We start from the raw sequence: 22,392 nt of genomic DNA, 5'->3' as shown, positions 1-22,392 counted from the left end.
TCTGACCTTCACTTTCCTGCTGAACATTCTGCCGGACCCCGTTGCGCCGTAAGATCCCTTTTCAGTATACTACATATCAATCTGAACCTGCCGAATCAATCTGAAAGAGAGATGTCCGAAAGGAGATCAAGGTGGCTAAACAACGATTAGACCGCATTCTGGCGGAAATGGGCGTGGGATCCCGCCGGGACATCAAAAAAATGGCAAGGTCTGGGTTGATCGAGGTGGACGGGCGAGTCGTCCGGGATCCTTCCTTGCACATTGACCCCGGACAACAGGTACTCTGTGTCGCGGGGCAGCCCGTTCACTATCAGCGCCTTCACTATTGGATGATGAACAAGCCCCCCGGGGTCGTCTCCGCGGTCATAGACCCCAAGCACCGCACCGTAATCGACCTGCTCGATGAATCAGACCGCACTCCGCATCTTTTTCCCGCCGGCCGTCTGGACATCGACACCGAGGGGTTTGTGCTGATCACCGATGACGGGCAGCTGGCCCACGCCATCCTCTCGCCCAAACGCCATGTTTCAAAAACGTACCGCGCTACAGTGCAAGGCCGGGTCAGCGACGCAGACATCGCCGCTTTCGCCCAGGGCCTGATCCTCCGCGACGGCTACCGCGCCCTTCCCGCCCATCTGCAAATCCTCAACGCGGGAGAGCGATCCGAGGTCGAGATCGTCCTTCGAGAAGGCAAATTCCATCAGATCAAGCGCATGTTCGCCGCCCTCGGGAAGCCCGTTCTGTATCTCAAACGCGTCGCCATCGGAGGCGTGCAGTTGGACCCCTCTTTACCTCCGGGAGGCTACCGCGCCCTCGCCGATGACGAAGTCGCCCGTCTCCGGGAGACGGATCCGCGACTTCCCCCGCGCCCCGCCGAATCATAGACCCTGGCCCTGCGCCCATCTTTCACCGAAGCTCTGAGGCTCCCGGGAGCTCATCCCGGCGGACCCCAACCTCCGAGTTCAGCGCGGCATGGGACCGGTATAAACCGACTGGGGACGGATCAACCGATTGTCTGCCGCCTGCTCCAGAACGTGGGCCGTCCAGCCCGCCATCCGGGAGAGAGTAAAGGTCGGAGTGTAGAGTTCCTTGGGGAGCCCCACCGCCCGGAGCACGGCGGCCGCGTAGAATTCCACGTTCGTGTACAGCCGGCGGCCGGGTTTGTACTCTTCCAACAGCCGAATGGCCACATTTTCCACGTGAACGGCCAGATCCAACCACGGGTCATCCCCGGCCACCCGTTTAGCGACGATGGAGAGAGCCTCGGCCCGGGGATCCCGGGTTTTATACACCCGATGTCCGAATCCCATCAAACGCTCCCCGCGCTCCAACAGGCTGCGCAAGTACGGCTCAGCGTTTTCCTTGGTGCCGATGGCCGCCAATGTCTCGTCCACTTCCGATGGCGCACCTCCGTGAAGTGGACCCTTCATGGTCCCGATGGCCGTGGTCACGGCTGAAGCCATGTCCGAACGGGTTGAAGTGGTCACCCGGGCCGAAAAGGTCGAGGCATTCATGCCGTGCTCCGCCGTCAGCACAAGGTAGGCGTCGAGGGCCGCAACGTGTGCCGGGTGGGGCTCCTTACCGAAGAGCATATACAGGTAATTGGCCGTGTGGCTGAGATCCTTCCGGGGCTCTGCAGGCTGCCGACCGTTTAGACGACTATAGCGGTAGGTGATGATCGTGGGGACTTTGGCTGTCAATTCCATCGCCTGCTCGACTGTCGGCGGCCATCCGTAGGACTCATTTCCCACCGCGGAAACGGCCGTGCGAAGCACGCTCATCATGTCCACTCCGGCGGGGATGGCGTCGATGATCGTTTTCAGATAATCGGGCAAAATCCGATATTGCGCCATTTTCGCGTGAAAATCCGCCAGCTCCGCTTCCGTCGGTAATTTTCCAAACCAAAGCAAATACGCGACATGTTCATAGGTGTATTGAAGAGCCAGATCCTTGGCCCAATAGCCCCGGTACACCAGATGCCCCCGTTCTCCGTCGACCAGGGCCAGTTCGGTGTCGGTCACCGTCACTCCCTCAAGCCCTTTGTGGATCGTCAACCCCTGGGTCATGATGATCACTCTCCTTTTTCAAAAAAACACAAGATGTTCATTGATGTATAACACAAGTATAACAGGTTTTACGTCTGGCTCCAATACAGTAAGGACAAGCGCGCTGACCTCATGTTACAGCTCGGGCAGAAGATATAAGACACTTGGTGCGACAAGAAAAGTTTCTACCAGGGGAGATGTCCTTGTCTCGTGTCAGCATTGCCAGGTATAATAATAGAAGTACGGGGCGGCGGTTTTCGCCAGTTTCCGACAATCTCCACAGAGGAGGAGAACAGCCGTTTATGGGCCTGTTCAAACGATTGCGGGATATCAGTCTCGCCAACATTAACGCGATGCTCGATCGAGTGGAAGACCCGGTGAAATTGCTGGATCAGTACCTGCGGGATATGGAAGAAGATCTGCAGGATGCTGAAGAAGCGGTGGCCAAGGCCATCGCGGTGGAAAAGAAACTGAAGGCCCAATTCGAAGAAGCCCAGAGCCTCGCAGAAAAGCGGGCAAAACAGGCGGAAGAGGCGGTACTGGCTGGAAACGACGATTTGGCCCGGCGGGCCCTGGCGGATAAACGGGAACAAGAAGCAAAGGCAAGGGACTTTCAGAACCAATATCAGACGGCGAAAGCAAACGCAGACGCCCTCAGGGAAAAACTCGCCGAGATGAAAGAAGAGATTGGCAAGATGCGGAACAAACGGGACACCCTGGTGGCCCGGGCCCAAGCCGCAAAAGCTCAGAAAGAGATCAGCCAGGCGATGTCCGGCATCGGCAGTGATAATGCGATGCGCGGTTTCCAGAGGATGGAGGACAAGGTTCTGCAACTGGAGGCCGAGGCGGAAGCCTCCGGGGAAGTGTATAAAAAAGAGCGCTCCCTGGATGATGAGTTCAATGAGTTGCGCCGTAATGCCGATGTCGAGGACGAGTTGGCAGCTCTGAAAGCGAAGTTAAACAAAGCGGAGTGACCGTCCGCGGGGCGTAAGGCTACCCGGACCAGTGTCAGAAAAACGGGGAGATGGTCATCTCCCCGTTTTCTTAAGGAGGGAATTGTCCCGTTGACGCTGACTATCCACCAGTTGTTGACGGTGGGATTCTGGTTTGTGCTTTTCATTCTTCTCCTCGTTATCCTCATGGCGGTCGATGTGGCCCTGACGCAATACAACGATTTTGAATTGATCCGGCGGGGGCATACCGCCGTCGCTTTGCGCTTCGTGTTAAAACTTCTCGCCCATGCGCTGATCATTTCCCGGTCCATGATGATCAGCCAGGTCGTATGGGATGCGGTGGTGATCTCCGCGTACGCTTTCGTGCTGCTCTTGATCGTCCAGTGGCTATTTGATCTGGTGATGAAACGGGCCGCCGGGATCGACATGAGCAAAAACATTGCGGAGAACCACATGCCCAGCGCCTTACTGTCCGGATCCCTGCACGTCGTTGGCGCCGTGATCCTGATGGGATCCATGTAAAGGAGGAACGCCTATGTCCTTGTGGAAAAGGGTGACCGATCTGATTCGCGCCCGGGACCCTCATCCTCCGGTGGTGCAAAAAACGTGGTTCACTTTAAGGCCCGGGGACGTTGTTCAGGTGGAACTGACCGAGTACATCGTCGAAGCCGCCGCCGCCTTCAACGCCATCCAGAGTATGCATTATGTACTCCGGGACGGGCGCACGTACCGCCATTTGGTGATCGACCGCGGGGAAGGACTGGTTTTCCGCCTGTATGAAACCTTGGATGGCAGGCTGGACGACATCGGAGAGATCCCCGAGACGGTACATTTGGACGGAGTGGATTACCATCTCGAATCCCAGCAGGAATCCCCGGCCTGGGTGGATGGCCCCATGCATCTGGTGCACGGGGACACCGTATATATTTGGAATCATCAAAGCGACGATCGTGGCCTGTTCCGGGTGGAATGGCAGAACGGAAAATATTGGTTTGGGCTGGGGCGGTTTACCGAAGAATTTGACGCCAGGATCATTGCCGGCACATGAACGGACGAACGGTAAAGCGTCGATCTTTTCGTCTGCTCGCCCTTTTGGCCCTGGCTTTTTCCGTTCTTCTGGCCGGTTGCGGCCTCGACTCGTACGTTTCGAAAAACTATCAGTTTCAGTCGGCGGCGGACCAAGGACAGGCATTACAAAAAGTCTATCGCGCAGCGAACAAATCGGTTCCCGAGGTAGCCAAAGAACTGGAGGCACAAGAAAAGCCCCAGGACGTCTCCCCGGAATCCACGAAAGAGATGTTTTTGGTCTATCCGGATCACCTGGTTCATCTCCAGCAGGACCCGGCCAAGCCTCAAGACACGATCATCGAAATCGATGACAAGCAATTTGTCAAAGACAACTATGATCCCTCGTTTTTACAAGGATTTTTGCTTGCGTCGACCTTGGATCGGATTTTCGGCGGCGGCTGGCAGTTCGGAGGCGGGCATTTCGGCCATTACCGGGGGTATCAGCGCACCCCGAATTATACGCCAAACCCGCCGACGGGGCCCCCGGCCGCAAAAAAGTCCTCTTTGGAAATTCCGAAAACGGTAGGCGGGGTGGGAGTATTCACCCGGCGGTCAGATCAGCCGCCGACTCCCAGTCCTTCAGTCAATCCAAGGACCCGACCGTCGTCGGGATCCTCGGGTAAATCTTGGAGCGGATCCGGCTCGGGCGTGATCTCATCTGGATCCAAGCCATCGAACGGGTTTTCTTCTCCGCCCAAAGTTCGGTTGGGGGGTGGATCCTTTACACGAAGAAGATAGATTTGGCCGGCGCCGGGGTGAATCCTTTTGGCGCCGGCCCTTTGTTCATGGGCCGAGATCAGCGGTCCTCGACTAGTAAAGCGTAAACCCGGCCCGGGCCATGAACACCCACGGTCAACTCCATCTCGATGTCCGCCGTTCGACTGGGACCCGTGATAAAATTCAAAGACGCCGACAATCCGCGCAAAGCCGCCTCCCGCATAATGGCTGTCAAACCCGGAACCACTCGGGATGCCGGGACCACGGCGAGATGGGCGGGGGGCAGAAGGCTCACGGCCCTGGGCGTATCCCCACCTGAGAGCAGCGCCAAGCTCCCCGGTTCCGCCGCCACCCAATGAACCGTGGTCACTCCGAGATCCGCCCGGTCCACCTCCCGGATCGCTTCATCCCGGTTCGCCCCCGCCCTCCACACATAAACGGAAATTCCCGCCGCCTGCAACGCGGGATCCAGTCCCAATTCATCAATCAGGGGGTCGTTCCACCGCACAACCCGGCCCACCCCCCACTCCCGTGCGATCTCCGCCACCCGTCCCGCCGCCTCCCGGGCCCTCACCACATCGGCCTCGCCACCGACGGCCCGCCAATTGGCGAGAAACTGCTCCAGAGAATTCCCGGCTGCCTCGGGTGTGGGAAGCCCCCTCACCCCTCGCACAGGTTGTTCCGGCGGAGAGGTCTCCACCTCCCGCCCCAGGGCATTCGCAACCCGGGCTAAAAACCGCAGTTCTTCTTCGGTCCGGCCGAAGGATCTCTCCTCACTCATGGTCGGCCCCTCCCATCTGCCGGGCCTCAGCCGCCAGTCCCGGCCACAGATCCCGAAACCGCTTCGGGGCCGCGGCGGGAAAATCCCGACCCGCCGTCCATCCCGCCAGCCCCGGAAGCCGGGCGGAAAGATGCCGGTCTTTCACAAGTGGCCGCTGGAAAGTAACCGCCATTTTTAATGCCAGACGATAGCGCCGGGGACTTGTGAAGGCCCGTTTATACAGGCGGAAGGCCATTCGTTCCGCCGGCGGGGTCTTCCCAGCGGCCACATAACGAACCCGGTGGCGCACCAACATATCGTGAAGCGGAATCTTGACCGGACAAGCCTCGGCACAGGCTGCACACAGAGAGGATGCATAAGGCAAGTCCCCCCACCGATCCAGATCATCGGTCAAAAGCGGCGTGATCACGGCCCCGATGGGCCCCGGATACACCCACCCGTAGGCGTGCCCGCCGATTTGCCGGTACACCGGGCAGACGTTCAAACAGGCGCCGCATCGAATACATTGAAGTGCTTCGCGAAACTCCGGATCCCGGAGGATGCGGCTGCGCCCGTTGTCGACGATGACCAGGTGGAACTCCTCTGGGCCGTCCACCTCCCCCTCCCGCCGGGGACCAGTGATCACCGTCACGTAACTGGTCAACTTTTGCCCGGTGCCGCTGCGAGGCAGCAAATTCATCATCACTTCGAGGTCTTCAAAAGTCGGCACCACCCGTTCCATCCCCATCACCACCACGTGAACCGGCGGCAGGGTGGTCACCATCCGTCCGTTGCCCTCGTTCGTAAACAAGGCGACAGAGCCGGTCTCCGCCACGGCAAAATTACATCCCGTTATGCCGATATCCCCGGTCAAAAACTCCTCCCGCAACTTTTGACGGGCAAAATTGGTCAGCGTATCGGTATCATCCTTGATCGGCTTCCCGGCCACCTGGCTGAACAGTTCCGCGACATCCTTCCTGGTCTTATGTATGGCCGGTGCAATAATGTGAGATGGCGTTTCGTGGGCCAGTTGAATGATGTACTCCCCCAGATCTGTCTCCACCGCCCGTACCCCGATCGCTTCCAAAGCCTTGTTGAGCTGGATTTCTTCGGTCACCATCGACTTCGACTTAATCACCGACCGGGCATTCCGGGCCCGGGCGATATCGACAATGACCTGAACCGCATCCTCGGCCGTTTCGCACAGGTGAACTTTGCCTCCCCGGCTTTTCACCTGGTCGATCAATTGGCCGAGATAATAGTCGAGATGAGCCAGCGCATGAGCGCGGATGGCCCGGCCCCGCTCCCTCCAGGCCTCCCAATCTCCGAGTGATCGCTGAGCCAAAGCTTTCCCGGCAAAAAACTTATCCGTGGTGATTTTGACCGCTTCACGGAGAAAATCATTATGCAGAGCTTCCGCCGCCCGCTCCTTCATGGTCGCCGGATGCACCGTCATCGCACTCCCTCCTCTAACAGTTGTGCCAAATGCATGACCCGCACCGGGGACCCGATTCGGCGGAGGCGGCCCTCGATGTTCATGAGACAGCCCATATCTGTACCCACTACGAGATCAGCTCCGGTTTCTTGAATATGCCGGATCTTGTCCGAAACGATGGCCGTGGAAACATCCCCCATCTTGACCGAAAAAGTCCCCCCAAAGCCGCAGCACTCTTCGGCAAAAGGGAGCTCCACAAATTCGAGGTCTTTAACGCGGCGCAACAGGCGCACCGGGGCGTCGCCAACCCCCATGAGTCGGGTGGCGTGACAAGAGGGATGGTACGTGACCCTGGCCGGATACCGGGCACCCACATCCTCCAGCCCCAGGACCTCGACGATGAACTGGCTCAGTTCATAGACTTTTCCGCGGACCTCCCGGGCCTGGGCGAGCCGGGTTGGATCATCGGCAAATAACTCTTCGTATCCGTGAACCACCATGCCCCCGCAGGAGCCGGAGGGACTCACAATATAATCGCTGGATGAAAACGCGTCTAACCAGCCTTCGGCCACGGCCCGGGCCTCGGGATGGTAACCGGCGTTAAAAGCGGGCTGCCCGCAACAGATTTGATTCTCCGGAAAATCCACCTCCGCCCCGAGCCGGCGCAACAGCCGGACGGTGCTCACACCGACCTCCGGAAACAAACTGTCTACTAAGCAGGTGACAAATAATGACACCCGCACATCCCCCACCCCCTGTCATTGACAAGGGTATTGTACCACAGTGGCCCAGTCAGACGGTGGGAGTCGGCCAACCCGGGAAACCCTCCATCACCGCAGCCATAAGAAGGATTTCCTATCCCCGGGCCCCCATCCCCAGAGACCGCCGCCACCCCACCCTTCGTCCGGACACCAGAGACACCAGACCGTAGATGAAAGCCGCCGCGAGAACGATGGACGCCCCGGAAGCGACATTCAGATAGTAGGAGGCATAGAGCCCGACCAGGGCGCTGACCAACGCCACCGCCACGGCAATGGCGGTCATCTGCACCATACTGCGGGCCACCTGCCAAGCCGTGGCCGCCGGGATGACCAGAAGGGCCGTGACTAGGATCACCCCCACCGTCTGCATGGCAGCCACCACTCCAATGCCGATCAGAGCTAAGAATGCGTTGTTCAGCCAGGTGGTCGGCAGTCCTGTCGCCTGGGCCCCCTCGGGGTCGAAGGATAAAAACACCATCCGCCGGTAAAACAGCAACATAAACCCCGTCACCAGGAACAAAACCACCACGACGGCCACTAAATCTTGGGTGCGGAGGGCGAGGACATCGCCGAACAGATAGGCGGAAAGATCTGTCGTATACCATTTGATCGTGCTGATCAACAGTACCCCCAAGGCGAGCGACCCGGAAAAAACGATGCCTACCGCCGTATCCATCCGCGTGCGCCGACGCCGGCCGATCCAAGCGATCAACAAGGCCAAGCCAACGGTGTACACACTGCCAAACGCATACAGATTCCACCCCAAGGCGTAGGCCAGGGCGAGGCCGCCCAGGGATCCATGAGCAAGACCTTCCCCGATAAAGGACATTCCCCGGAGCACCACGAACACCCCGAGCAAGGCGGCCAACACACCCACGGCCACAGACCCGATTAAGGCGCGCCACATAAAATCAAACTGAAAGGGCGCCAGAAGGAACATCGGCGCCGCCCCCTTCCTTGCCCTCGGGCCGTTTCCCGACGGGAACGCCGAAGGTATCCGCCAAGATCCCCCGCTTTTGCACCTCATCAAAACTGCCTCTGCCGACCAACCGCCGGTTGATGCACCACACCTGGTCAAACTGCCTGAGTCGGGCGGGTTCCAGATCATGAGTCACTTGAATGATGGCAACCCCGTCCGTGCGAAGGCCGTCGATCAGGTGCTCGATGACCTCTTGGGTCGGAGCATCCAAACCGGTCACGGGCTCATCCAGCAGCCACACCGGCGCATTCCGAATGAGGGCCCGGGCGATGAGCACCCTCTGGCGTTGCCCACCGGACAGATTCCCGAACAACTCTTCTCGCCATTCCAGCATGTCTACAGCCACAAGGGCCCGTTCCACCTCCGCTCTCTCTTTCGGGCCCGGTTTTTTGGGCCAAAATCCCCGGCGCAGGAGCCCCATTGCCGCCACATCCCAGACGGTGACGGGCATATCCAACCCCATGACCTGGGACTGCGGGACATAGGCGGCACCGCTGGGTGGATGTCCGGGTGTCACCGACTGGCCGGCGACTTCCACATGGCCGATCACATGAGGAACTAAGCCCAACAAAACCTTCAACAGCGTACTCTTTCCGGCGCCATTCGGCCCCACTACAGCAACGCGTTCCCCGGCCGCCGCCTCCGCCGCAACGTCCGTCAAGATGGGTTCCTGGCCGTACGCGGCATGTACATTCTCCAGCCGGACGATGGCACTCATCCCGCCGCCCCCTTTCACGACGAAGACCCTTTCAAAGCGCTGACGATCGTCTGGACATCAAATTTCATCATATCGATATACGTGGCCGATCCCGGGCCGCCCACCGTATCATCCAACAAATTATCCACAAACCGTACGCCCGTATCCTCCGCAAGCCGGGAGATCAGCTTGGGATTAAAGCCAGCTTCCCCGAACACCGCCGGCACGTGGCGGTCCCTGACCGTTTGAACAATCTTCGCATAATCCCGTGGAGAAGGTTCCGCCCCGGATGAACCAGCCAGGTACACCTGTTCCAACCCGTATTCTTTACAGAAATACGGCCACGCATCGTGGAACACGACCATCGTTCGCCTGTCTGCCGGGATCTGCGCGATCTCGGAGCGGATCCACTTGTCGAGATCCTGAAGTTGACCGATGTAAGTTTGGGCCCGGCTCCGGTATTCCGCAGCCCCCGCCGGATCCACCTCGATCAGCGCGTCCCGGATCTTCTCGGTATATTTGACGGCATAGTTCGGATCGAGCCACATATGCGGATTCCCGGTCCCTCCTTCTCCCTGGCCCAAAACCGGCAATCCGTCGGACAATGTGATGATTTTCAAATCCGACCGCCCACTGCTTTGAATCAGCTTCTGAATGTAAGTCTCCTCTCCAAGGCCGTTTGCCACAAACAACTTCGCCTGGGATACCGTCCGCACGTCAGCAGGGGTCGGGGAGTAATCGTGGGGATCGGCTCCCGGCGGCACCAATGCCGTCGCGTGAACCCGGTCGCCGCCTACCTGCCGGATCATGTCCGCGATGGGCGTAATGCTCGTGACCACCCCCAACGCCCCAGACGAAGCAGGCTCGCCCGCACCCCCGGTCTGTCCGGATGGGGATGGCCCTTGTCCGCATGCCGCGAGGAAAAGAGACAAAAGAACGATAGCGAAAACCGAAATTCGGTGAATGCGTCCGCCCATAACGCGCCCTCCTATTCCGTAATCATTTCGATTATTGCCGTACACCGAGTATAATATGGGTGGGGAAAGACGGTCAAAAACCCGGAGAGCCGTTTTTCGTAATCATTCCGATCTTGAGGCTGCATACAATCATTTTTTGACCGCTTACGGCATCGGACGTTTCTCAACGGCCGGCAGCGTGGACAACAGAGGGAAAGGACGGGATCGGCCGTGCAAAGCCAAAGTTATTTGGACCAACTGCGAAAACAGGGATTGAAGTTGACCGGTCAACGCAAGATGATCCTGCACATCCTTTTGACCGAAAACCGGTACATGTCAGCGAAAGAACTGATCGACCAAGTGCAGGAACAGTATCCCCATATCAGCTACGACACCATTTATCGCAACCTGAGAATGCTCCGGGACGAGCACATTATTGAAGAATCGATGTTTGAAGACGGAAGTGCCAGGTTTCGAATCCGGTGCGCCGATCCCCATCATCACCATTTTATCTGCACTCGATGCGGAGCCACGATTCCCATCGAAGCCTGTCCCATGGAGTTGACTGTGCCCGCTCCGGAAGGCTTTCTCGTGCAAAGTCACCGATTCGAAGTTTTTGGTGTGTGTGGCCAATGCCGAGATGTAACGAAATAAAGGGTTGCTCCGTCTATTGTTTAGAAAAATCTTCTGTGAAGAGGCGGGAAGCGCATGCGGCTATTGTGGCGCAGCCAACGGCAACGAGGCATCCTGGTTGCGATGGCCGTAGCTTTTATGGCAGGACTAGCGGGATGCGGCCCCACATCGTCGACGGTCGATCCCCCCGTACCGGCCGCCGATCCCATCCAGGCGGAAAACGCCCGCCTGAAACAACAAGTGGCCGAACTGCAAAAAAGGCTTTCGGCCCTTGAACCCGATACGCCCGTTACACGGCCTCTTTCAGACATCGATCGTGAAGTCGAGATTTTCACCGCCACCCACCCCATCACCCCCGTCGATCAAGTCATGCGCCGAGGAGCACGGTTGCCTTTTGACGCGGTGGTGACAAACACTCAGTGGCGGCGACCGGGGTATTCCGGAGTTTGGCACAGCACCTATTTCGGTGGAAAATACAGCGGAGTGGAGAAGCTGGTGGAACTGGCGGCCCATCGCGCTTTTGTGTACACCGGTGGGTTGGCGGCCTCCCAACAGTTGCTCTACGGGCTGGGAATCGTCACGACTCCTGAAAGCGACGCAACCCGGGGGAAAAACCTTCCCCTTCAAGATACCCGGGGAGACCACATCAGCCTTCTGATTCTCTACGGACAGGTTCAAAGCGTGACGCGGTTGGACAAGCAGGTGGTGGTCAAGGTAAAACCCACCGAGGCAGGCTTTCAGGAAGTGCGGCTGAATACCGTGGACGTCCTGGGAAAGACGGGAACTTCAGGGGGGGACTCGGGAACATCGACCGTGTTGTTCGAGTTCGTGACGCCGGAAGGCGATCCTTTAGATGCCTATACGGCGGACTTGACGGGGTTAAGGAAAGGGTGAGAAAAACGGGTTTGCCCATGAACGCTCCGTCCAATAAACAACCTCCCCGCCCGGCCCGGCGAGGAGGTTAACTTCGATCCTGACTGCGCCCCTCATCGTCATCCAATCGGCGATGACAGTCAGGGCAGATGTTAAACTCCCTTTCTACTTCGTCTCCTTCATAAAATTGGCCGCATTCCAAGCAAATGTACTGCACGGGATCACCTCCTGCTCTGTTCGTTCGTGTGGCCTACGAAACGAACGAGCTTGAATTATTCTTATGCGTATTATACCGTGGTTGTGCTTGACTGGCAAGAAAAAGCCGGGCTCGGCCCCTTGCAGAACCGTTGCCCGGCAATGAGATCCGGTGATCGGGGTCAGGCTTTGGCCTCCGCGAACCGCTTTGCCACAGCGTCCCAATTCACCACATTCCACCAAGCGGCGATGTATTCGGGCCGTTTGTTCTGATACTTGAGATAGTAGGCGTGCTCCCATACGTCCAGTCCCAAGATCGGATAATCTCCGTCCATGTACGGGCTGTCCTGGTTCGGGGTGCTGGTGATCTCCAGCTTCCCGCCCGGTTTCATGACGAGCCAAGCCCAACCGCTGCCAAAACGGCCTGCCGCCGCTTTAGAAAACTGATCCTTGAAGGAATCGAAACTTCCAAAGGTGCTGTTGATCGCGTCCGCCAGGGCTCCGGTCGGCTGGCCGCCACCGCCTGGTTTCATGATCTCCCAAAACATGCTATGATTCGCATGTCCGCCTCCGTTGTTCCGGACAGCGGTACGAATGTTTTCGGGAACACTGTTGATCCCGCGAAGCAGGTCCTCGATGCTCTTGGCTTCCAGGTCTGCGTGACCTTCCAGCGCTGCGTTGAGGTTATTCACGTAGGTACCATGGTGGCGATCGTGGTGAATCTCCATGGTGAGGGCATCGATGTACGGCTCCAAGGCGTTGAAAGCATATGGCAGAGGCGGTAATTGATGTGCCATTGGAATCCCTCCTATGTAAGCAGAATGAGTGGTACATCTTTATCCTACACGATTTGCCGAAACAATGCCAAACCTCTCTGCTGCCGACAAAAAGCCCAGAGAGCCGATCGGCTCCCCACAGCGCCCGGTCCGATTCCCGGACGCCCTGTTCAATGATACAATCGATATTAAATAAGACATATTCGAAGTGGAGGATCCACGAAAATCGATGAAGCCACATCCCTGGTTGTATGCCTTCGTGTTCGTCACCGGAGCCGCGGTCATGACTTTGGAGATGGCCGCTTCCCGTTTTGCCGCGCCATTTTTTGGCACATCCCAAATTGTATGGGCGAACATTATCGGTTTGATTATGATCGCACTGTCCCTGGGGTATTGGTTGGGTGGCCGACTGGCAGACCGCTATCCTCGGTGGTCCTTGTTATTTGCCGCCGTAGGAATGGCGGGACTCCTGGCCTGTGCCATCCCTTGGACGGGCCCGTGGGTATTCCATCAACTCCAGGCTGGAATTACAGGAACGCCCATTCACATTATTGTTTTTTCGTTTTTCGGCATCTTGATCATGTTTGCACCCCCGGTGTTTCTCCTGGCTACGGTCAGTCCCTTTGTGCTGCGACTTTCGGGCAGAGATGTGAGCGACCTGGGCAAGGTGGCCGGGGCTCTTTACGCATGGTCCACGGTGGGGAGTATCGCCGGAACTTTTGTCACCGCTTTCGTGTTGATCCCCCGCCTCGGTACTCACATGACCATTGTGCTCACCTCTGGCGCCCTGATCGTCTCCGCCGCGATGGGGCTCACCGCCGTGTCCCCCCGCCGCTGGTGGTGGTCGTGGTTATTGTTACTCGTTCCCTTGGTGACCGCTTTGGGAGGTCCCCGGGCGGTCAAACCGGTTCAGGGACTTTTATTCGAAACAGAGACGGAGTATCAGTACGTCCAAGTAGCGGCTCTCCCAGACGGATCGACGGCGCTCATTTATAACGAGGGCGGAGGGGTCCAGTCCTTGCGGCGTCCGGGAGATGCCCTTGTGCCCCGGGATTACTACAGTTATATGACCCTCCTTCCGTACTTGTCCGGAAATCCTTCTTCCGACCGCATGGAGGGGGTGGTCATCGGTGCAGCGGGCGGGACCATTCTGCATCTCATCGACCACTACGACCAGGGGTCGTTCCCAGGGCTCCGTCTGGAAGGGGTGGAGATCGACCCGGTGGTGGCGAAGCTCGGGCCGCGGTATTTTGGCCTGAACCCCGCGCGAACGCCCATCCGGGTGGCGGATGGCCGGGCTTTTGTCACGGCTTCTCAGCACACTTGGGATTTTGCCGTGGTGGACGCATACAGCCAGCAGATCTACATTCCGTTTCATCTGGCGACCAAGGAGTTTTTTTCCATCCTGGCCGATCACCTAACCACCCGGGGCGTGATGGCCTTTAATGTAAACGCAGTCAGCCCAGATTCTCCCCTTCTTCTGTCCCTGCTGAAGACCGTTCAAGAGGTCTTTCCCCATTTTGTGGTGATTCGGGTGCCGGATAGTTACAATTACCTTGTGATAGCGGGGCGCAGCCCCCTCCCCACCGAAGCCCTTCGGGCCCTCGGGATGGGGCGGTCTCCGGTGTCGTCCATCGCCCGGGAAGCCTTGGCGCACCTGTGGAGACCCACCCCGGAACAACTGAAGCGGGCAGTGGTACTGACAGACGACCGGGCACCAGTGGAATATTTGACCGACTCGATGATTTGGGATGTGGCTGGCCGGGGGATCAGTCCGTAATAAACCCTTGATGATGTAATGGTGGATCGATAGGTGGAAAGCAGCTTGTTCGGGGAGATGATCGGAAATGAAGCAGACCAATCGGAAATGGGTCACCGTATGCCTGATGGCCGCGATGTTTCTGTCCGCGATGGAGGCCACCATCGTGGCCACGGCTATGCCCACCATCGTTGGAAAGCTGGGCGGGTTTTCTCAATTCACTTGGGTTTTCTCGATTTTCTTACTCACCCAGGCCGCATCGATTCCGATTTACGGAAAGCTCGCCGACCTTTACGGGAGAAAACCGGTATTTGCCGTCGGGACGGGGTTATTCGTCATTGGCTCGGCGCTGTGCGGTTTGGCGGACTCCATGCCGACACTTATCGCCTTTCGAGCTCTGCAGGGATTGGGGGCAGGTGCCGTACAGCCCATAGCCACGACGATTATCGGAGATCTGTACCCTGGGCCGGAACGGGCGAAGGTTCAGGGGCTTTTGAGCAGCATGTGGGCCATCGCAGCTATTGTGGGCCCGGCGCTGGGAGGTCTGTTGGTCCAGACTATCGGATGGCCGTGGATTTTTGAACTCAACGTCCCCCTCGGGATTCTGACGATCATCGGGATCGCTCTGTTTCTGCACGAGAAGGTCGAGCGCCGGGGCCATCAGATCGATTATCTTGGGGCAATGACCCTGCTGATCGGCATCAGCGCCCTGCTGACGGCGCTGCTCCAAGGGGGTGTAGCCTGGCCTTGGACTTCTGGCAAGGTCCTGGGATTGTTCGCCGTCTCCGCCCTGTGTATGGCTTTGTTCATATGGATTGAGACCGAGGCCCAAGAACCGATGCTGCCGCTGTCTTTGTTGCGCCGCCCGGTCATCGCCGCAGGCAACATCGCCGCGGTGATCACCGGCGGCATCACCCTGGGCGCTTCGTCTTTTTTGCCGACCTTCGCCCAAGGGGTACTTGGCACCTCGGCCATCGTCGCCGGGGGAACAATCGTGACAGTGTCCATTGGCTGGCCGGTGGCCTCGACGCTGTCCGGAAAACTGATCTGGCGCTGGGGATACCGGGCCTTGGAAGTGGCGGGCCTGTTGTTCTGCACCTTAGGGGCAATTTTGTATCTGACCATCTCGCCATCGACTCCCCCGTGGCACATGGCCGCCTTTAGCCTCGTTCTCGGGGTCGGGTTAGGCCTCGCTTCCACGACCCAAATTGTGGCCATTCAGACCAGTGTGCCCTGGCAGCAACGGGGGATTGCCACGGGGGCCAACATGTTCGCGCGAATTCTCGGCAGCACCTTGGGGGTCGCGGTGATGGGAACCGTGGTGAACGCCGGTCTGAGCCGAGCGTTGTCGGCCACGCCCATCGCCCGGAAATACGAAACGGCGGACCCGATTTCGGTAACCAATCTTTTGCTCGACCCCGTGCGCCGGGCAGGGTTACCCCCCGGTGATTTGCGGGTTCTGAGCGACGCCCTGGCCCACAGCATCCACTCGACCTTTTGGGTGCTCCTCGTCGCGGGGATTCTGGGGACTCTCGTCGCCTTCGGCATGCCGGGCGGGGTGCCTCAGTCCGAGAAATCCAGGGAACAGCCGGAGACCGGCCGATAATCAGGATGAAGCGGCGGCCATCAGGCCCGTTTCCTAACATTCCCATTCTCTACGTGCGAAACGCAATTTATTATGCTATCATGAGGAAGGTATTGAGACTCGCAGGACATTCGTTGCGGTAAAGTGGGGTCGATGGCCCGTGCACGTATGGAACCGGTTGTTTGGATCCCACGATGACGAGCGGCAAGTTTTCGAGGAACTGTGGGACAAGATGTACCGCCACGCATACATGGTCGTTCGGGACACTCATCTCGCCCAAGACGTGGTTCAAGAAGCGTGGATTAAGATCTGGCGTCAGATCAAAACCCTTCGGGAACCGGACCGTTTAGGCGCGTGGGCCACAAAAATTGTTCATCACACGGCAATCGACCTGGTGCGCCGCCGACAACGATGGAACGAAATCTCATCGGAAAACGTCTATGAAGTAGAGGGAACGGAAGAGAGTACGAGAACAGATGGACCTGAGGAAGTTTTCTTCCAGAGAGCGGACGCTGATGAGTTAATTCGGGCGCTGAACCAGCTCTCGGACGATCATCGCGTCGTACTGGTGCTGCGCTTTTATTACGATTACAAGTACGATGAAATGGCGGATATGCTCCAAGTTCCCGTCGGCGTTGTGAAATCCCGGTTGCATCGGGCCAAGAACGCCTTAAAGCAGATTTTGGAACATGACCGGTCGTCGTTGTCGGTGCGGGAGGTGAGTGTGACTGATGAACGACTTTGAAAAGGAGATCCGCCGCGCCTTCGATCGCATGTTCAACGAGATTGAGGTTCCCCCCGCCGAATCCATCGTTGGGCGAATCGAGCGCAAGCAACAACAACGAAGGACAAAACGGTACATCGTCACCGGCATCTCCGCTGCCGCGGCGGCCGGCCTCATCGCGATGGTGTCAGTACCCCACTTGGACGGGACGTTTCGGAACCCTTCGGTGGCCTACAATGCACCTCCGGGGACTACACGCGCGCCGGTCACACCGAACCCAACAAAACCGGGGAGTACACAGGCAACTCCGGGTCTTGGAACGCAATCCCCGGAAAAGGCTGGGGTTTCTCAACAAGGAGCGGGAGATGCCCCCGGCGGGTCCCCGGGACACCGTGTGGGGGACAGTGGTTCGGTTAGCAAGGGAGCTTTAGCCATGGGAGGTGCCCGGGGGACTTTATCAACTGACAATCCAGGCGCTTCGGGGTCTCCGTCAAAGGAAGGCCAGCCATCTGCCACGAATGAGGCACCGGCCCCTTCTACACAAGGAAAGCCCTCAGAGCCTAGTTCGGGTTCGGTGGTCGGACTCAATCAGCAAGACAAAAGCCAGATTGTGCTTCCGAGCGCCCGGGCCATCCGATGGACGCCCTATCAACCGTCGTTCATCCCGGCGGGGTATGTACCGGTCGTGGAATTCGCATCAGCTACGGCCGCTCCGAATGGAGGGAAACCTCCGGTGGGCGTGCGGTGGACTTATCAGGGGCCGGACGATGCCATTCTAATCATCGCGCAACAGCCTCTAGAGCCGAACGCCGCTTCGCCGTTGCCGGTCTCGCCGTATCCCCAGGAGCAGACGACGGTACATGGACAAGCAGCGGTCTTCCAGCGGGGGAGCGATAACCTGCTACATCTCATCTGGGTGGAGAACGGGATCCGGTTTGACATTGCGACCAACACCGACAAGCAAACATTGCTTCAAGTTGCGACAGGATTAGCGCCATAGACGCTCCACCGCATCTCAACTAGGTGCAAAACGGGACCCCATTTGACACTGGACTTGCTTCAAGTGACAACAGGATTGGCGCCAATAAACGCACCACAGAAAGCCATGACGAATGTGACGATCAAGAACCGTGCGGAATAACGTGCGGTTTTTTACTTTTTTGTGTTAGTTTCTATAACATAACCCCTTGTCCCAGATGGCTGTCCCGCATAGAATGTGAAATATGATACAGCGTAGACGCAGGGTGAGGGGGAGTGACTATGTGGAAAAAAAGCCGTCGGGCACAAAAAGAAAACCTCGACCCGGACCGTTCGGAGAAGCTTCAGAGCTTCGTGTACGCGTCCCGGGTGGCAGCTGACCGCCTGGCCGCCGTAGTTAGACAAGTAGACGCCTGCACGGACGATTTGCATCGAATCGCCGAAAACACTTTGCGCCTACAGGCTGCTATGTATTCTCAAGGCCAACACGCGTTGGCGGAACTTCAGGAAACGGCGGCATCGACCCGGGAGGTATCCGCAGCTGCAGATTCCATCACCACCTCTGTCGACCATATTCGCCAGCAGAGTGACACCGCCCACCAGCTCCTACAGGAAGTGGTCTCTTCTTTGTCCCTGACCGAACGAGCGATGGAAGATGTCAAAGCAAAAGTGCGAGAGATTCGCGCCCATGTCCAAGATTTTGTCCGCCAGTCCGAACAGATACAAGAAATCCACCATATCATTCAGAAAACTGTCTCCCAAACGACGCTTTTGGCATTGAACGCCGGCATCGAGGCTGCCCGGGCGGCTGACCAGGGAAAAGGATTTGCTGTGGTGGCCGCTGAAATCAGGAAACTCGCTGAGCAAGGCCGGACAGCCGTCGCCCGCTCGTCAGACATTCTCGATCAATTGAGAAAGGACATGCAGGCCATGCTCCAGGCTGCGAACTCCGGGGAAACCGCGGTCAACAACGGGGTCGATCAAGTCACCGCAGTCATCAAACGCATCGGCGCCCTGGCGGATCCTTTCTCCCAGGTGAACCACTGGGCCGTCGCCACCTCCGAAGCGAGCCGCCGCCAGTCCGCATTAACAACCCAAACTGACCATAAAACCGCCCAGGCGGCCTCGGCCATCGAAGCGGTCATTGCAGACGTGGGCTCCGTTCTTAAGGATATGAACCAACAGGGGCGACACATTGAGGCACTGCGCACCCTGGGCAATCACCTGCAGGAGACCTCTGAAAACTTGATCCGGGCTTTTGACGCCATTGCCGGGTGGATGCAAAACGATCCCTTAACCATTGATACGCACCGGCTCAATGCCTGCCGAGAATTGTTGATCAACCTGAGCCAGGAACCGGAAATCAAAGGAATGAGACCGGAGTCTCACCGGCGCCGCTTACAAACCTTTCTCCGGCAACAACCTGATTTTGAGGCGATTTGGTCGAACAGCCCGGATGGATCGTTTGTGTTCTCCGAACCTCCGGCCGGCCTCGTCAACGCCAAGGAGAGGCAGTGGTGGATCCAGGCCATGGGCGGCAACGTCTATATATCAGAACCATATGTATCCGCCATTAGCCATCGGCCTACCATTACCATCGCCGTCCCCATCTACGGGGAATTGGGGAACATCGTCGGATGCTTGGGGGCCGACCTGGATCTGAAGGAAAAACCGGCCACTCGACAATAACCCTTCAGCTCGTCGCCTCTCGGGCCTCTGTGAAAGATTGCCAAGCGAGCTTCGCCGCTCCCAGGATGCCGGCATCCTCCCCCAAAAAAGCTGGAGATAATCGGCAATGTCTCGCCACCCGAGGCAGCACCCAACTCCGAAAGGCTTCATCAAGAGGTACAAACCACAGATCTCCAGCCTTGGCCACCCCTCCCCCCACCACAATCACATCGGGACTCAACAAATCGGCGGCAGCAGCCAGCCCTCTCCCCAACCAGAAGGTGGCTTCTCGAACCACCTCCGAGGCCCGCTCATCCCCTTGTCGAACCAGGGCGAAGATATCCTCCACCGTCAGGGAGCCCGACGGGCCGATCAAACCCCGACGCCGGCTTTCGCGAACCAGTGCCGTAGCCGAAGACAGGGTCTCCAAACATCCGCGACTTCCACAGGTACACGACTCGCCGTCCGGTTTCATAGGCAGATGGCCAATTTCACCGGCCATGGCCAGGGCCCCTCGGTAAACCCTCCCCTCCCACACGATACCGCCCCCGATCCCTGTGCCAACCGTCACGCACAGGACCGAGGCAGCCCCTTTCCCAGCCCCGATCCACGTCTCTCCCAAGGCCGCGGCGTTGCCATCATTGTCCAGGACGACCGGTTTGCCCAGTTCCCGTTCCATCAAATCCCGAATCGGAACGTTCTTCCAGTGCAAATTCACCGCTTCTTCCATCCATCCGCTCTCTAAATCGAGAAAAGCCGGCCAAGCTGCGCCAACGCCGACCACATCCCTCCATTCCACCCCCGCCTGCACCGCCAGGGCCCTCACTTCTCTTCCCAACCTCCGCATCACCCACTCAGGCCCCCGCCTGGCCTCCGTTGGCCACTGCCCACGAGCCACAACCGTCCCATCCCAGAACACGAGCCCCGCCTTGACTCGGGTCCCGCCCACATCGATCCCCGCAACGAGCCCTTCCACCGCCGGCTCCCTCCCCTCTTTCGTTCACAATGCCCCCGGCTTGATCTCAACTGACTGCCCTACCGCCGAACCGCCGCCGCCACTACCCGTCCCCATTCTCGGTCGACCTTTTGGGCCACCCCGGGATCCGGTTCCACCTGGCCCGGGTAACCCGGCTTCATTCGGGCATCGATGACCAGGGGAAACTGGTACGCCGGCCGGTGTCTTCCCGGTCGCGTTCGGGCATACAAGTCCCGGGCCGGGTCAAACCGGGTGAACCACGTCCATAACCCCGTCGTCCCATCCCGTATTTCTTTGACGTCGTCCACCAGAACCACCACCGGCCAATCGGCCAGCTCTTTCTCCAGTGCCACCTTGCTCCCGAGAGTCGGATTTTGTTCGAAGGATTCCACTTCAATGAATATTACACCAGGAAGAAAGACCTTTACATCTCCGAGATATGAAGGCAGAGTACCACGGAGGGAACCGGGCAGAACTCTGCGAGGTTTTCCCGTGCCAATCCAGAGAGATTTACTGCCGTGATTCAGGCGCCCCCCGGTATAATCCAAAGTATCCATCGGCGTATCTGGAATTACGTAAAGATCTCTGGCCGGATCCATCCTCTCCAGCACCGCCTGGAATACTTGGCGATAATCCCGGACATCCACCGCCTGATCGGTCAAAAACAAGCATTTTGTCAACGAGAGTTGTCCCTCGCCGAGAATCCGGAAACCGTGGACCAATGCTTCTCCCTCGTAACTATCCCGCACAACAGCGGCACACAAGGGGTGAAATCCCGTCTCCGCGAAAGTCCAGAGATCCTTTACACCGGGCATCGCCAACGGAAACAAAGGAGCCAACAGCCGCTGCAAAAACTCGCCGAGAAAATAATCTTCTTGTTTAGGTTTTCCCACCACTGTCCCCGGAAACAAGGCGTCCCGGCGGTGCAAAACCGCCTCGACCTGAAACACCGGGAAAGGATGAGCCAAGGAATAATATCCATAATGATCGCCAAAAGGCCCCTCCAACCGCCGAACCCCGGCAGGTACCCGGCCAATCATGGCAAACTCCGCCTCGGCGATCAACGGGTGGTCCCACCCCGGCCATCGCCCCAGGGGGATCTTGTCCCCGAGAATTAACGAGGCCAGCAACAATTCGGGCACAACCTCGGGTAGAGGGGCCACCGCAGCAGCCGTCAGGGCCGGAGGGCCTCCCAGGAATACCGTCACAGGCAAAGCCTCACCCCGGGACTCGGCCACATGGTAATGAAAGCCCCCACCTTTGTGAATCTGCCAGTGCATACCTGCCGTGTCATCATCGAAAATCTGAACCCGGTACATCCCCAGATTGTGCCGCCCGGTATCCGGGTGCTCCGTATACACCAACGGTTGCGTGAGAAAGGGGCCACCGTCCTCGGGCCAACAGGTCAAGGCCGGTAACTTCGTGAGCCCGGGCGGGGACTCCACCACTTGGGCCACGGGAAGGTCCCGGGATCGCCTCACTCCTGCCCGGGCCACCTCCTTCAGAAGTCCCCGGCGCCCCCACAATGCGCTCCACCGCGGGGGGAGCAGTTCTTCCGCCGCCGAGGCCATCTCGCGAACGAGCCGCTCCGGCCGGCTACCAAAGGCAAGTTCCACCCTCCGGGCTGTCCCGAAAAGGTTCGTTACCAGAGGAAAAGGACTGCCTTTGACGCGATGAAAATACAATGCCCGCCCTCCCTGGGCGATCACTTGGCGGTGGATCTCCGCCGCTTCCAGGTAGGGATCCACCGGCTCCTCAATCTCAAGCAGTTCGCCCTCCCGGCGAAGAACTTCTAGAAACTCCCGCACATTCCGGTGCACCCCCGGAACCCCCTCCAACTTTCGACTCGGCCAC

The 22,392-nt window shown here is 58.4% G+C and carries 22 protein-coding genes; 12 read left to right on the top strand and 10 right to left on the bottom strand.

All coding sequences use genetic code 11. The features are described from left to right. The first annotated feature begins 131 nt into the window (after window positions 1-131). The gene (locus tag K6T64_RS01855) at window positions 132-884 is read left to right on the top strand and encodes a pseudouridine synthase (RefSeq protein ID WP_288008333.1); all 753 of its coding nucleotides are present in this window, start codon (window positions 132-134) and stop codon (window positions 882-884) included. 78 nt (window positions 885-962) lie between these two features. Here the strand turns inward: K6T64_RS01855 and K6T64_RS01850 are convergent, their stop codons facing one another. After that, window positions 963-2,066, bottom strand: a complete 1,104-nt coding sequence (locus K6T64_RS01850; protein ID WP_100668319.1) for a citrate synthase/methylcitrate synthase — start codon at window positions 2,064-2,066, stop codon at window positions 963-965. A gap of 281 nt (window positions 2,067-2,347) precedes the next feature. Between K6T64_RS01850 and K6T64_RS01845 the strand changes: the two genes are divergently transcribed. From K6T64_RS01845 to K6T64_RS01830, 4 genes are all read left to right on the top strand, one after another. Then, window positions 2,348-3,019: a PspA/IM30 family protein gene (locus K6T64_RS01845; RefSeq protein WP_288008332.1), complete on the top strand. Its 672-nt coding sequence runs from the start codon at window positions 2,348-2,350 to the stop codon at window positions 3,017-3,019. Window positions 3,020-3,109: 90 nt separating this feature from the next. After that, window positions 3,110-3,520, top strand: a complete 411-nt coding sequence (locus tag K6T64_RS01840) for a DUF350 domain-containing protein (protein WP_288008331.1) — start codon at window positions 3,110-3,112, stop codon at window positions 3,518-3,520. A gap of 13 nt (window positions 3,521-3,533) precedes the next feature. Further along, on the top strand, window positions 3,534-4,046 hold the full coding sequence (locus K6T64_RS01835; RefSeq protein ID WP_288008330.1) for a DUF4178 domain-containing protein: 513 nt from the start codon (window positions 3,534-3,536) through the stop codon (window positions 4,044-4,046). Next, window positions 4,043-4,804: a DUF4247 domain-containing protein gene (locus K6T64_RS01830; RefSeq protein ID WP_170086104.1), complete on the top strand. Its 762-nt coding sequence runs from the start codon at window positions 4,043-4,045 to the stop codon at window positions 4,802-4,804. The genes K6T64_RS01835 and K6T64_RS01830 overlap by 4 nt, the downstream gene beginning before the upstream one ends. Before the next feature lie 58 nt (window positions 4,805-4,862). Here the strand turns inward: K6T64_RS01830 and K6T64_RS01825 are convergent, their stop codons facing one another. The 6 genes from K6T64_RS01825 to K6T64_RS01800 form a co-directional block, all read right to left on the bottom strand. Further along, window positions 4,863-5,564 carry a LutC/YkgG family protein gene (locus K6T64_RS01825; RefSeq protein WP_288008329.1) on the bottom strand — a complete coding sequence of 234 codons (702 nt, stop codon included), beginning with the start codon at window positions 5,562-5,564 and terminating at the stop codon, window positions 4,863-4,865. Next, window positions 5,557-6,999, bottom strand: a complete 1,443-nt coding sequence (locus K6T64_RS01820) for a LutB/LldF family L-lactate oxidation iron-sulfur protein (RefSeq protein WP_288008328.1) — start codon at window positions 6,997-6,999, stop codon at window positions 5,557-5,559. The genes K6T64_RS01825 and K6T64_RS01820 overlap by 8 nt, the downstream gene beginning before the upstream one ends. Then, window positions 6,996-7,721 carry a (Fe-S)-binding protein gene (locus K6T64_RS01815; protein ID WP_288008327.1) on the bottom strand — a complete coding sequence of 242 codons (726 nt, stop codon included), beginning with the start codon at window positions 7,719-7,721 and terminating at the stop codon, window positions 6,996-6,998. The genes K6T64_RS01820 and K6T64_RS01815 overlap by 4 nt, the downstream gene beginning before the upstream one ends. 112 nt (window positions 7,722-7,833) lie before the next feature. Further along, a complete protein-coding gene (locus tag K6T64_RS01810) occupies window positions 7,834-8,679 on the bottom strand; it encodes a metal ABC transporter permease (RefSeq protein ID WP_288008326.1) in 846 nt (281 codons plus the stop codon). Further along, complete coding sequence (locus K6T64_RS01805; protein WP_288008325.1) at window positions 8,651-9,436, bottom strand: metal ABC transporter ATP-binding protein; 786 nt, start codon at window positions 9,434-9,436, stop codon at window positions 8,651-8,653. Before K6T64_RS01805 ends, K6T64_RS01810 begins: the two co-directional genes overlap by 29 nt. A gap of 14 nt (window positions 9,437-9,450) precedes the next feature. Further along, on the bottom strand, window positions 9,451-10,392 hold the full coding sequence (locus tag K6T64_RS01800; protein WP_288008324.1) for a metal ABC transporter substrate-binding protein: 942 nt from the start codon (window positions 10,390-10,392) through the stop codon (window positions 9,451-9,453). A gap of 210 nt (window positions 10,393-10,602) precedes the next feature. Here K6T64_RS01800 and K6T64_RS01795 point away from each other — a divergent pair, with 210 nt between their 5' ends. Beyond that, the gene (locus tag K6T64_RS01795) at window positions 10,603-11,025 is read left to right on the top strand and encodes a Fur family transcriptional regulator (RefSeq protein ID WP_100668330.1); all 423 of its coding nucleotides are present in this window, start codon (window positions 10,603-10,605) and stop codon (window positions 11,023-11,025) included. A 54-nt stretch (window positions 11,026-11,079) separates the two neighbouring features. Further along, window positions 11,080-11,898 (top strand): hypothetical protein, encoded by an 819-nt coding sequence (locus K6T64_RS01790; protein WP_288008323.1) that lies wholly within the window; start codon window positions 11,080-11,082, stop codon window positions 11,896-11,898. A gap of 356 nt (window positions 11,899-12,254) precedes the next feature. On the opposite strand, the gene K6T64_RS01785 is transcribed toward K6T64_RS01790, so the two are convergent. Continuing rightward, window positions 12,255-12,869, bottom strand: coding sequence for a superoxide dismutase (locus K6T64_RS01785; protein ID WP_100668332.1), 615 nt, complete (start codon window positions 12,867-12,869; stop codon window positions 12,255-12,257). Between the two features lie 208 nt (window positions 12,870-13,077). Between K6T64_RS01785 and K6T64_RS01780 the strand changes: the two genes are divergently transcribed. From K6T64_RS01780 to K6T64_RS01760, 5 genes are all read left to right on the top strand, one after another. Continuing rightward, the gene (locus K6T64_RS01780; RefSeq protein WP_288008322.1) at window positions 13,078-14,628 is read left to right on the top strand and encodes a spermidine synthase; all 1,551 of its coding nucleotides are present in this window, start codon (window positions 13,078-13,080) and stop codon (window positions 14,626-14,628) included. Between the two features lie 67 nt (window positions 14,629-14,695). Then, window positions 14,696-16,213 (top strand): MDR family MFS transporter, encoded by a 1,518-nt coding sequence (locus K6T64_RS01775; protein WP_288008321.1) that lies wholly within the window; start codon window positions 14,696-14,698, stop codon window positions 16,211-16,213. 139 nt (window positions 16,214-16,352) lie between these two features. Further along, complete coding sequence (locus K6T64_RS01770) at window positions 16,353-16,937, top strand: RNA polymerase sigma factor (RefSeq protein WP_100668335.1); 585 nt, start codon at window positions 16,353-16,355, stop codon at window positions 16,935-16,937. Further along, a complete protein-coding gene (locus K6T64_RS01765; protein WP_288008320.1) occupies window positions 16,924-17,916 on the top strand; it encodes a hypothetical protein in 993 nt (330 codons plus the stop codon). Before K6T64_RS01770 ends, K6T64_RS01765 begins: the two co-directional genes overlap by 14 nt. 260 nt (window positions 17,917-18,176) lie before the next feature. Next, window positions 18,177-19,583: a methyl-accepting chemotaxis protein gene (locus K6T64_RS01760; RefSeq protein WP_288008319.1), complete on the top strand. Its 1,407-nt coding sequence runs from the start codon at window positions 18,177-18,179 to the stop codon at window positions 19,581-19,583. Between the two features lie 4 nt (window positions 19,584-19,587). Here K6T64_RS01760 and K6T64_RS01755 read toward each other — a convergent pair whose 3' ends face one another. Then, window positions 19,588-20,538 carry an ROK family protein gene (locus K6T64_RS01755; RefSeq protein ID WP_288008318.1) on the bottom strand — a complete coding sequence of 317 codons (951 nt, stop codon included), beginning with the start codon at window positions 20,536-20,538 and terminating at the stop codon, window positions 19,588-19,590. A 59-nt stretch (window positions 20,539-20,597) separates the two neighbouring features. Continuing rightward, a complete protein-coding gene (locus tag K6T64_RS01750) occupies window positions 20,598-22,358 on the bottom strand; it encodes a UbiD family decarboxylase (RefSeq protein ID WP_288008317.1) in 1,761 nt (586 codons plus the stop codon). Window positions 22,359-22,392 lie beyond the last annotated feature (34 nt).

The organism is Kyrpidia sp. (assembly GCF_023512215.1).
Classification (GTDB): Bacteria; Bacillota; Bacilli; order Kyrpidiales; family Kyrpidiaceae; genus Kyrpidia; species Kyrpidia spormannii.
The sequence above is the reverse complement of the archived record's forward strand: the minus strand, read 5'-3'. Positions and strand labels throughout refer to the sequence as shown.